The organism is Rhodococcus sp. EPR-134 (genome assembly GCF_001647205.1).
Lineage (GTDB): Bacteria > Actinomycetota > Actinomycetes > Mycobacteriales > Mycobacteriaceae > Rhodococcus_F > Rhodococcus_F qingshengii.
Map to the genome: position 1 here is coordinate 1 of NZ_LVCT01000494.1, position 11,106 is coordinate 11,106.

Genomic DNA, 11,106 nt, shown 5'->3' on the forward strand with positions numbered 1-11,106 from the left:
GCCGCCCCCACTGGCCAACGGGTCGAGGAACAGCGTCAGGCCGATGACGGCGCCGATCGTTGCGCCGATGACAGTCGGTGGGATCTTGTCGAGCCGTGCCACGATGTCGAGTAGTCCTAGAATCAGGCGGTTGTACGCAATACCCAGTAGCCCCGTGAGGATTCCGAAGACGACGAACAGTGGCAAGAATGCGAGTTGCGGTGTCGGGACGGTGCCGACCTCGAAATCGGGTTGATCACCGATGACGATCCGTGCACAGCCCACCGCCACTGAAACACCGAAAAGCGTTGGCAGCACGGTGCGCAGCCGGAACGAGTGCGTCACCTCCTCGCAGACGAACAGTGCCCCCGCGATCGGCGCGTTGAATGCGACAGCGAGACCTGCTCCGGCCGCGGATGTTTGCAGCATGGCGACGTCGGGTTCGGTGAGGCGGGCTCGCCGTCCCGCTTCTGCTCCGATCGCCGCACCCATGTGTACGGTGGGGCCTTCACGGCCGAGAACCAGACCGGAGCCGATCGCCAAGAGGCCGCCGATGAATCTGGCGGGCACGAGATTGATTCCCGGCGGTTTCGCTTCACCGCGGGACACCGCCTCGACGTGCTGGATGCCGCTTCCCTTTGCGAGGGGCACTCGTCTGACGATCAGTACGGCAAGTACGGTGCACAGGGCCACCAGGAGGACCGGCACGAGCCACCCGACGTACGGAACGTGATGCGCCCAGTTCACGATCGCCTGACGAAGTTCGTCGGCCCTGATCAGACACCAACGGAACGCACCGCCGACAAATCCGACCCCGACGCCGGCGACCGCAGCGAGTAGACACAGCAAACCCAGTCCGCGGAGGGAGTCCCGCGGTTCGGTGCCGCCATCGTCCTCGGTCATCGTGATCAGCCCTACCTGATGGTCACAACTCGCGACAGGTGAATTGAGCTTCCTCACCTTGGACGGTAACCCATCCCGCTACCCGCAGGGTCGGATCGAGGTTGTGCAGCCTGGTCACAATTCGACAAGCAGGCTGATTCCGAGAACTGCCATCATCACGGCGATCAGAGCATCGAGAACCCGCCACGCGTTGGGTTTCGCGAAAAGCGGCGTCAGCAGACGTGCGCCGTAACCGAGGGCGCCGAACCAGACCACACTTGCCGTGATGGCACCGGCTGCAAACCACCAACGTCCGATCTCGCCGCGACCGTTGGCGATAGAACCCATGAGCACGACGGTGTCGAGGTACACGTGTGGATTGAGCCAGGTGAGGGCCAGTGCCATCGTGACGGCGGCAATCCTCGACCCGTTGCCATGTCGATCCGGTGCCAACGTCTGGGGGTGAAGTGCCCGCTTGGCGGCGAAGATCGCATAGCTGAGGAGGAAAACGGCGCCGGCGATACGAACGAACGTGATCATCGACGGTGCGTGTTCGAGGAGGGTCCCGATTCCGCCGACGCCCGCGAGGATCAGAATTGCGTCTGACAACGCGCACACTGCGACGATCGGGAGTACGTGCGATCGCGTCAGACCTTGGCGAAGAACAAACGCATTCTGGGCGCCGATTGCGACGATCAATGACAGTCCGACTCCGAAACCGACGAGGGCCGACGCAGGGTCGTTGGTGCTGAGCATGTTGTCGAGCCTGCCGCGCAGATATCATTCAGTCCAGCTAATGATTCTAAGGACACATCAGAGTAGCTTCAGATTATGTTGGATTTCGAGCAACTGAGGGCATTGCACGCCGCGGTCGACGAGGGAACCTTCGAGGCGGCGGCGCGGAAACTACACATCACGCCTTCGGCGGTCAGCCAACGAATCAAAGGTCTCGAGACCTCGGTTGGCCGGATCCTGGTGCAGCGCACCAAACCCGTCCAGGTCACCGATTCCGGGAGAGAAGTCCTGCGTCTTGCACGTCAGATAGACGCTTTGTCGCGTGACACCGTGCGAGAGCTCGGCCTTGAAAATGGTTCAGGGATGTTTGCGCGTGTCTCGATCGCGGTCAATGCCGATTCGCTGTCCACCTGGGTTCTCGGGGCCCTCGCGGAGTTCACGCAAGAAGTCAGTTTCGATTTTCATCTCGACGATCAAGACCACACCACCGAACTGCTGCGCGACGGTTCGGTCATGGCTGCCGTCACGTCTGTTGCGTCACCGATTCAAGGGTGTACCTCCAGTCGGTTGGGCATCATGCGGTATCGGCCGATGGCGAGTGCAGAGTTCTGCCGTCGTTGGTTCGCAGACGGTGTCACGGCCGAATCCCTTTCGGAGGCGCCGCTGGTGGTGTTCAATCGCAAGGATCTGCTGCAGGATCGGTACCTCGATCAAAAGGTCGGCCACCCCGCCGATCCGCCCCGTCATCTTGTTCCTTCATCGGCAGACTTCGCGGACGCCGTCAGGCGGGGATACGGCTGGGGATTGATACCGGACCTGCAGCGCGGCGACGACGATCGCTCCGGCGTGCTGATCGGATTCGATCCGGACTTCGTGGACGACGTTCCGCTGTACTGGCAGCAGTGGAAACTGTCGTCACCTGTCTTGCGCCGGATCTCCGAGGTGGTGACCAGACGCGCCCACGAGGTGTTGCATCAGCCGTCGAGCTGATGCATACCGTACGTGTGGTGTTGTGCTCAGGGAACAAAGAACCTGGACAAGTTGATCCCCTGGGACCGTTTCTTCGGCCGCAGGACGCCGATAGTGTTTTGAGTCACACACGAATGAAAGGTGCTGACTCTCGTGGCGAACATCGGATATCTGGCTTGGGATCTTGCAGAGAAGTACGGGCAGAAGCCGTGCTTGCGGGACGACCACGTCGAACTCACGTATGAAGAGTTCGCAGATCGCACGGAAGCTGTTGCCGCGCAATTGGCCGGACTCGGAATCGGCCTCGGTGACGTGGTGGCGATCATGCTGCCCAATCGCGTCGAGTTGCTGATCGCGATCATGGCTGCCTGGCGCATCGGTGCTGCCGCTACACCCATCAATCCGATGTTCACCGCGAACGAAGCGGACTACCAGATCGCGGACTCCGGGGCCGAGTTGGTCATCACCGCCACTGCCGACGCACCCTCGGGCGGCCGCGCAGTGTTGGCTGTCGAGGATCTGGCGACAGTGCCGCCGACCGATCCCCGACCCGGAATCGATGTTGCAGCAGACGATCTGGCGTTGCTCATCTACACCAGCGGCTCCACCGGACGGCCCAAGGGAGTGATGCTGACTCATGCCAACCTGCAGTTCATGGCTTCGTCGATGGGCAAGAACATCGGTGTTACCGGCGCGGATCACTGCCTGCTGATTCTGCCGCTGTTCCATGTCAACGCGATCTGCGTCAGCGTCTTGACGCCCTTACTTGTCGGCGGACAGGTGAGTGTCACCGGGAAGTTCTCGGTTTCGAGATTCTTCGACGACGTCGCGCGGCTTCGCCCCACGTATTTCTCGGCGGTGCCGGCAATCTACGCGATGCTGACCTCACAGCCGGAAGACCCTTCGATCGACACGTCGTCCTTGAGGTTTGCCGTGTGCGGTGCGGCGCCGATCAGCAAGGAACTCCTCGAACGCGCTGAGCAGCGTTTCGGTTTCGTGATCGTGGAAGGTTACGGACTCACCGAGGGGACCTGTGCATCGGCCTGCAATCCTGTGGACGGCGTGCGCAAACTCGGTACGGTCGGCCCGGCGTTGCCCGGCCAGCAGATTTCCATTCTTGCCGAGGACGGAACCTTTGCGCCCGCCGGGACTGCCGGAGAGGTGGTCATCAAGGGTGGCAACGTGATGCGTGGCTATCTGGGTAAGCCGGAGGAAACTGCGAAGACCGTCAAGGATGGTTGGTTGCATACCGGTGACGTCGGAGTCCTCGACGAGGACGGCTACCTGACCCTGGTCGATCGCATCAAGGACATGATCATCCGTGGGGGAGAGAACATCTACCCCAAGGAGATCGAAAACTCGCTCGCTACACACCCTTCCGTGCTCGAGGCAGCCGTCATCGGCGCTCCGCACCAGGTCTACGGAGAGGTGCCAGTTGCCTATGTTGTCGCCTACCCCGATGCGCCCGTCACCGAAGACGAACTGCTCGAACATGTCACGGCCTTGCTCACCCGAGTAAAGGTGCCAGTGGCGATCTACGTCGTCGATGCGCTTCCCCGAAACCCGGTGGGCAAGATCGACAAACCTGGAATGAGACGAGCTCTGAGCGCAACTCCCGCTCACTAGTCACTTCCCCGTAGTACCAGCACAACTCGACGACGTCCGTCGAGTCGATCCGTCATGCCCACATTCCGTATTTCAGGAGCAAATCATGGGATTCAAAGAAGGAAACTTCCCTCCCGTCGATCCGGCAACGTTCATGGACAAGCCGTTTCTCGAGCGTCTGCGTGACATGTCCACGCACTGGGTGGATTACGGCTTCGGTACGCCGAAGATGGTCCACACCGTCTACATCATGAAACTGTTGTTCCTCTACCTGGCAGCTGGAACAGCCGTTGCCACTTTGACTTCCGGCCTCTCGTGGTTCGACATCGGATCGTGGTGGAACCAGCCGATCGTCTACCAGAAACTCATCATCTGGACGATGATGCTCGAGATGCTGGGCTTGGCAGGATCCTGGGGACCGCTCGCCGGCCACTTCAAGCCGATGACCGGTGGAGTTCTCTACTGGCTCCGCCCCGGCACGATTCGTCTGCCACCGTGGCCGGGCAAAGTGCCGCTCACCTCGGGTGACACCCGCACGGTGTTCGACGTCTTCATCTATGCCGCCGCAGTCGCCAATCTCCTTGTTGCCGCTGTTCTCCCCGGTGTTCACACCACAGGAATCGATTCGGCAATCGCTGACAATGCCGGACTGGTGCGCCCGACGGTCTTGTACTCCTTCCTGGTACTCATGGTGATTCTCGGGTTGCGGGACAAGGTGCCCTTCATCGCTGCCCGTAGTGAGCAGTACCTGCCGGCGATCTTCTTCTTCACATTCCTGCCGTTCGTCGACATGATCCTGGCGCTCAAACTGCTGATCGTCATGGTGTGGATCGGTGCCGGTGTCTCGAAGTTCGGTCGCCATTTCTCGCTGGTGGTTCCTCCGATGCTCAGCAATACCCCGTGGATCCCGTCAAAGAAGATCAAGCGCGCCCACTACCGGAATTTCCCGGAGGATCTGCGGCCTTCACACCTGGGCGGCGGCGTCGCACACGTGGCCGGAACGATGGTCGAAATCGTCACCCCGTTGATACTGCTGTTCTCGACGAACAAGACCCTCACGATCCTCGCCGTGATCCTCATGGTCGGATTCCATCTGTTCATCGCGTCGACCTTCCCGCTTGCCGTCCCACTCGAATGGAATCTTCTGTTCGCCTACGCCTCGGTCTTCCTGTTCCTGGGATTCCCGGCATGGGACGGCTACGGACTCGGCGCCATGTCCTCACCGTGGATCACCGCGGGAATTGTTGCAGCCCTTGCCTTCTTCCCCATTCTCGGAAACCTTCGACCGGATCTGGTGTCCTTCCTGCCGTCGATGCGTCAGTACGCCGGCAACTGGGCATCCGCGACGTGGGCATTCGCGCCGGGCGCTGAAGCCAAGATCGACCAGTTCATCAAGCGTCCGTCGCCGGATACGCGCAATCAGTTGATGACGATGTACCCCGAAGATGTGTCCGATGTCGTTCTGCATCAGCTGTTGGGCTGGCGTTCCATGCACAGCCAGGGGCGTGCGCTGTTCTCTCTGATGATCAGGCACCTCGGCGACGACATCAACACGTACTCACTGCGGGAAGCAGAGTTCATGTGCAACTCCATCGTCGCCTTCAACTTCGGTGACGGGCACCTGCACGACGCGAAGTTGATCGCAGCCATTCAGCGTCGCTGCAATTTCGCACCCGGTGAGTTCCTGGTGACCTGGATCGAATCGCAGCCCATCCACAAGGGAACGCAGGAGTACCAGGTGATCGATGCCGCTCTCGGTGTCATCGAACGAGGTACTTTCAAGGTCGCCGACGCAGTCGCCGAACAGCCGTGGTTGCCGAACGGGCCCATTCCGTTCGACGTTCAGTGGACACTGGACGTACGGGCCGACCGCGCGGCAACGGATCCGCAGGTTGTCTCCGAACCGAAGATGCGTACGAGGGTCAGCGGTAGCGAGCAAGAGGTGAGTAAGTGACAAAGGCCGTAGTCGTCGGCAGCGGGCCCAATGGGCTCGCTGCCGCGGTACACCTCGCACGTAGCGGTGTGGACGTGCAGGTGCTCGAGGCTGCCGACCAGATCGGCGGAGGCACCCGCTCCGGTCCGATCGACGTGCCGGGGTTGATCCATGATCACTGCTCGGCGTTTCACCCGATGGGTATCGGCTCGCCGTACCTGTCCAAGCTGGACCTCGAGCGATACGGGCTGATCTGGAGATGGGCAGAGGTGGACTGCGCGCATCCGCTCGACAACGGGGACGCCGGGGTTCTGTACCGCTCGCTGGAGCAGACGGCTGCGGGACTCGGCGCTGACGGGCCTCGATGGCAACGCATGTTCGGTGACTTGTCGACTGGGTTCGATGCGCTGGCGTCCGATCTGATGCGCCCGATCGTCAATGTTCCGCACCATCCGCTGCGGCTCGCAGCTTTCGGTCCGCGAGCGCTGCTTCCGGCAACGGTGACCGCCAAACTGTGGAAGACGGACAAGGGGAAGGCGCTGTTCGGCGGGGTTGCCGCACACGCCTTCTATCCACTCAACCGTCCGGCCACCTCGGCGGTGGGATTGATGATCACTGCTGCTGGTCACCGCTACGGTTGGCCGGTTGCCGAGGGAGGTTCGCGGTCGATCGCCGACGCGATGGCTGCGATGCTCCTCGATCACGGCGGCAAGATCGACACCGGCGTTCGGGTTCGTACGGCCTCCGAGATTCCGGACGCCGATGTTGTTCTGCTGGATGTCAATCCGGGGGGTGCGCTCGAAATTCTGGGCGATCGACTCCCTGGCCGAGTGGCGAGGGCCTATCGAAAGTTCAAGCAGGCTCCCGGAGCATTCAAGGTCGATTTTGCGATCGAAGGTCATGTGCCGTGGACCAATCCGGACTGTGCTCGGGCCGGAACTGTCCATCTGGCAGGTGGTTTCGACGAAATCGTAGCCGCTGAGCGTGAGACGAATTCAGGCCGCATGCCGGACCGGCCGTTCGTGCTGCTAGGTCAGCAATACCTGGCTGATCCCACCCGATCTGCCGGGAACATTCATCCGCTGTATGCCTATGCGCACGTGCCTCACGGTTACGCCGGCGACGCTACGGAGGCGATCATCCGTCAGATCGAGAGGTTTGCGCCAGGATTCCGGGAGCAGATTGTCGCGACGTCGAGCAGTGGTACAGCTGACCTGGCAGAGGACAATCCGAATCTGGTAGGCGGCGACATCATCGGAGGTGCCAACACCGAACTGCAGGTTGTCTTGCGTCCGCGCGTCGCAGTCGATCCGTACAGCACGGGGATCGCGGGCACTTACCTGTGCTCGGCCTCGACCCCGCCGGGTGCCGGAGCACATGGAATGTGCGGGTACAACGCAGCCGAATCGGCTCTGAAGTACCTGCGACGAAAGGGTGCGGAAGTTCTGTGAGTAGTCCATCGCACAAGGAGCGAGGCGCCGGTGCGATGCGGCGCCTCGCCCGAGTGCCTGCAGCCGCGGAGCCGGAAGTGCTTGCGGTGGTTGCCGAGTTGGCACGACGACTCGACGAGCGCAGCGCCGACATCGCGCGTGAGATGGCCTTCATGATGGCTCACGAAATCGACCAATTGGATGCAGACGCCAAATTGCTCGAAATGCTCGAGGCCAGCGTGCAGGGAAACATCACGACGATCATCCACGTATTGGCCAACGACATTCCGATCGATCATCTCCAACCCACCACTGCTGCAGTGGAATACGCTCTGCGTCTGGCGCAGCGGGATGTCCCGTCCAACTCCCTTGTCCGGGCCTATCACATGGGCCAAGGCGATCTGATGCGGATCTGCCACGACGAGATCAGCACACTGGATATTCCGGCGCGACTCACTTTGGCTGTCCTGAAACACACTTCGGACGTGGTCTACAGCTACATCGACTGGATCACGCTCTACGTCTTCGACGCGTACGAGCGGGAACGCAGTCGATGGATGGCAGCGCAGGGAAACCTCCATTCGGCCGCAATCCACGCCCTCCTGTCCGGCGCCAACGCAGATACCGCTGCTTTCGAAGCGGAGACCGGGTACCGCCTCGGTCAGAACCACGTCGCCCTGGTGGTCTGGTCGACGTGGGATGCCGACGTCATGGGCATCAATACGCTGGACCGACTCGTACGTGATCTCGGCGCAGCGGCGGGAGCGGACAAGCCGCCGATCATCACCGCCATCGATCGGCGCACGGTGTGGGCGTGGCTGCCGTTCGGTCGCCGGGTGCCTGCGCCGGATCCGGAGGTTCTCGCGGCGGCAGTGCCGTTGGACGGCGGGGCGCGGGTGGCAATCGGACTGCCGGGGTCAGGGGTCGACGGTTTCAAACGGTCCCACGAACAGGCAACCGCCGCCTATTCGGTTGCTGCCGTCCCGGATACACCGCAGCGACCTGTGGTGAGCTTCGGAGACCGCGGCGTCGCTGTGGTTTCACTTCTGTCCGAGAACATCGATTCGACGAAGTCATGGGTCTGGGAGGTGCTTGGCCCGTTGGCGGAAGATACGCCCTCTGCTGCATCCTTGCGGACGACGTTGAGTGTGTACTTTGCACATGGTGAAAGTCATCTGCACACTGCCAATCACATGAATCTGCACCGGAATACGGTGAAGTATCGCATCAATAAGGCGCTCGGCGATCCAGTTGCTGCCGGCCGAGACAAGTTGGATCTTGCTCTGGCCCTGCAGGTTTGTGAGTTGTTGGGCAGATCGGTCTTGCGCCCCGCGCGAACGTCGTGAGTTGTGGAAAGTTGTGGACGCGCCACGGCCTGTGGGCTCCGTATCGGGTTTTGATGTCCGATGCGGAGCCTGGCCGTGTTCTGTTGTGCCTGAGGTTCTTCTCAGGTTTTGAAGGTGGTGTTCGCCGGCCTGGGTTGCTGTCCGGGGTCGATCGAGGGTGGTGGGATGAACCACGGCTTGTTGTCGACTCCTATTCGGATTTCCCATTTCCCGACGAACCCTGATTTTCGGTGCATCAGTCGGTGGTGTGAACGGCACAGCAGCACCAGGTTGTTCATCACCGTCGGGCCGCCGTTGGCCCAGTGCCGGATATGGTGCGCATCCGTCCAGGCCGGTACACATGTGCAGCCGGGGAACGCGCAGCCCTTGTCCCGGGCGATCAACGCCACTCGCTGTTCGGCGGTGACCAATCGTTTTCCTGGTCTCGCATCCAAGGGCGCGCCGTGATCGTCGAGCAGAACAGTGGACAGGAAACAATCGCACCCAAGGAGTCTGGTCTGCGAGACCGAGAGCGGCCCCAGCCACGGCATGTGCCCGACATCAAGATCAGACACAGCCACTCCACCACCATCAGTTGGTGTGGCGGCGCAGTCCCGATGCTCCGCCAAATCACGGGCGTTGATGTGCACGTTCACATGCGGACGCTGACCACCATCCGTACCGGTCTTCGCGCAGTCCAGGTAACGGCGGATCAGTTCGGTGAACCCGTCCGCGGTGCGTTTCGCCGCCGACCGAGAATCGGGAGTCCCGTCCGGTGCCGGGGTCGGCATCGTCAGATTCGACAACGCCGACAACAGCATCTCACCGGTGAGGGCGTCGAAATCGCCGCGCACCACCACCCGACCGTTCAATGTCGACGCGATCCGCAACTCATTGAGATCGACATCCTCGGCGGGCGGGATCTCATCGGACTCGAACAACCGCTCCAAGGTCGCGATCACGTTCCGCACTTTCGTCGTCGTCGCCTCCACCCCCGACGCAGCAGCCAACAACAAATCGATGCACTTCGGTAGCGCCTCCTCCGGCATGCCTTTCGGCGGTGATTCACAGAACGCCACGATCAAAACGGCATGCTCGAAGGAGCAATCCCCGCCATCGAACCGAGCCGCCACCGCCGGAAACGGCCGCAAAGCTGCACCCAGGGCGGCGATCTTCTTCCCGTCCCGAACCTGCAACATCGTGTTGGCCGCCAACCAGGACCCCACACCGCGGCTGGCAATCACCTGATCATCCGGACGCAACGACAACTCGTCCACCACAGCCACTCGAACTGCTTCCAGGCGCAGAATCTCCGCGCTCGCCGACACCGCAGCCGCACGTAACTCAGAAGCAGGTAACTGCCACAGACGTCCGCGTAACCCCACCGCAGAACCAGACACCACGTCCGACAACAAGACACTCATTGAATCCCCCGATCCCCTCCCCAAATCATATTCGAATATGTGTTCGAGTCAAGGGGTTGTTCACCACCGAATCGGCCTGACTCTGTGATGTCAGCGGGTTGTCATACTGTGGTCGAGTGACTTCGCCGTGGACAGCTGGGCAGGTGGCGTCGGTAGCTCCGGACGCCGCATCGCTGGCCGCTGCGCGCAAGTTGGCTGGTTCGTGGAGCCATGCCGGCAACAGGGGTCTCGCGCTCTGGGGGCTGTGTCAGGGCAGCGGCTCGAAGCCGTATCAAGCAGTGGTCGACCTGAGGGGCCCTGCATACAAGTGCTCGTGCCCCAGTCGAAAGTTTCCGTGCAAACATGCTCTAGGGCTGCTGGTGGAATGGTCGGAAGGGCGTGTGCCGTCGGCGGACGAGCCCGCCGACTTCGCGGCAGAGTGGTTGTTGCGCCGCGAGGAGAAGGCCGAGACCCGCGGCGAAAGGGCTGAGACCGGCGACGAGGCCCCCAAGAAGGCTCCCGACCCGGCGACAGCGCAGAAGCGCGCCGACCGCGTTGCGAGCGGGCTCGTCGAATTGGACCTGTGGATCACCGATCAGATCCGCAGTGGTCTGGCAGCGATGGACACATCCTGGGCGGGCTTCGACGCAGTAGCTGCTCGAATGGTGGATGCTCAGGCGCCTGGTGTCGCAGGCACACTTCGAGCCTTGGCGGGCACCGTTGCGTCTACCGAGAACTGGCCCGAGAAAGTCCTCGACGAGTTGGCTCGGTTGCACCTGCTGGTTGCTGCGCATCAGAAGCTGTCCGAGTTGCCGGAAGATCTTGCCTATTCGGTGAAAGCACAC

The 11,106-nt window shown here is 61.6% G+C and carries 9 protein-coding genes; 6 read left to right on the forward strand and 3 right to left on the reverse strand.

Annotated elements, in window-relative coordinates; all coding sequences use genetic code 11:
* A partial coding sequence (locus tag A2J01_RS22730) for a chloride channel protein (protein WP_197494277.1) occupies positions 1–882 on the reverse strand: 882 nt, incomplete at its 3' end.
* 114 nt (positions 883–996) lie between these two features.
* Positions 997–1,617, reverse strand: coding sequence for a LysE/ArgO family amino acid transporter (locus A2J01_RS22735; protein WP_064113644.1), 621 nt, complete (start codon positions 1,615–1,617; stop codon positions 997–999).
* A gap of 75 nt (positions 1,618–1,692) precedes the next feature.
* Between A2J01_RS22735 and A2J01_RS22740 the strand changes: the two genes are divergently transcribed.
* From A2J01_RS22740 to A2J01_RS22760, 5 genes are all read left to right on the forward strand, one after another.
* The gene (locus A2J01_RS22740; protein ID WP_007730552.1) at positions 1,693–2,586 is read left to right on the forward strand and encodes a LysR family transcriptional regulator ArgP; all 894 of its coding nucleotides are present in this window, start codon (positions 1,693–1,695) and stop codon (positions 2,584–2,586) included.
* A 132-nt stretch (positions 2,587–2,718) separates the two neighbouring features.
* A complete protein-coding gene (locus tag A2J01_RS22745) occupies positions 2,719–4,191 on the forward strand; it encodes a class I adenylate-forming enzyme family protein (RefSeq protein ID WP_054826947.1) in 1,473 nt (490 codons plus the stop codon).
* Between the two features lie 85 nt (positions 4,192–4,276).
* The gene (locus tag A2J01_RS22750; RefSeq protein ID WP_064075024.1) at positions 4,277–6,124 is read left to right on the forward strand and encodes a DUF3556 domain-containing protein; all 1,848 of its coding nucleotides are present in this window, start codon (positions 4,277–4,279) and stop codon (positions 6,122–6,124) included.
* Complete coding sequence (locus A2J01_RS22755) at positions 6,121–7,554, forward strand: phytoene desaturase family protein (RefSeq protein WP_064113645.1); 1,434 nt, start codon at positions 6,121–6,123, stop codon at positions 7,552–7,554. The genes A2J01_RS22750 and A2J01_RS22755 overlap by 4 nt, the downstream gene beginning before the upstream one ends.
* Before the next feature lie 35 nt (positions 7,555–7,589).
* Positions 7,590–8,879, forward strand: a complete 1,290-nt coding sequence (locus tag A2J01_RS22760) for a PucR family transcriptional regulator (protein WP_042921507.1) — start codon at positions 7,590–7,592, stop codon at positions 8,877–8,879.
* Positions 8,880–8,980: 101 nt separating this feature from the next.
* On the opposite strand, the gene A2J01_RS22765 is transcribed toward A2J01_RS22760, so the two are convergent.
* Positions 8,981–10,282 carry an HNH endonuclease signature motif containing protein gene (locus A2J01_RS22765; RefSeq protein WP_050656924.1) on the reverse strand — a complete coding sequence of 434 codons (1,302 nt, stop codon included), beginning with the start codon at positions 10,280–10,282 and terminating at the stop codon, positions 8,981–8,983.
* A 116-nt stretch (positions 10,283–10,398) separates the two neighbouring features.
* Between A2J01_RS22765 and A2J01_RS22770 the strand changes: the two genes are divergently transcribed.
* A partial coding sequence (locus tag A2J01_RS22770; RefSeq protein WP_231915877.1) for an SWIM zinc finger family protein occupies positions 10,399–11,106 on the forward strand: 708 nt, incomplete at its 3' end.

Excerpts from the sequence above, each read along its gene's own strand:
- A2J01_RS22765 (WP_050656924.1), bottom strand. The coding sequence starts at position 10,282 with ATGAGTGTCTTGTTGTCGGACGTGGTGTCTGGTTCTGCGGTGGGGTTA.
- A2J01_RS22735 (WP_064113644.1), bottom strand. The coding sequence starts at position 1,617 with ATGCTCAGCACCAACGACCCTGCGTCGGCCCTCGTCGGTTTCGGAGTC.
- A2J01_RS22740 (WP_007730552.1), top strand. The coding sequence starts at position 1,693 with ATGTTGGATTTCGAGCAACTGAGGGCATTGCACGCCGCGGTCGACGAG.
- A2J01_RS22760 (WP_042921507.1), top strand. The coding sequence starts at position 7,590 with ATGCGGCGCCTCGCCCGAGTGCCTGCAGCCGCGGAGCCGGAAGTGCTT.
- A2J01_RS22750 (WP_064075024.1), top strand. The coding sequence starts at position 4,277 with ATGGGATTCAAAGAAGGAAACTTCCCTCCCGTCGATCCGGCAACGTTC.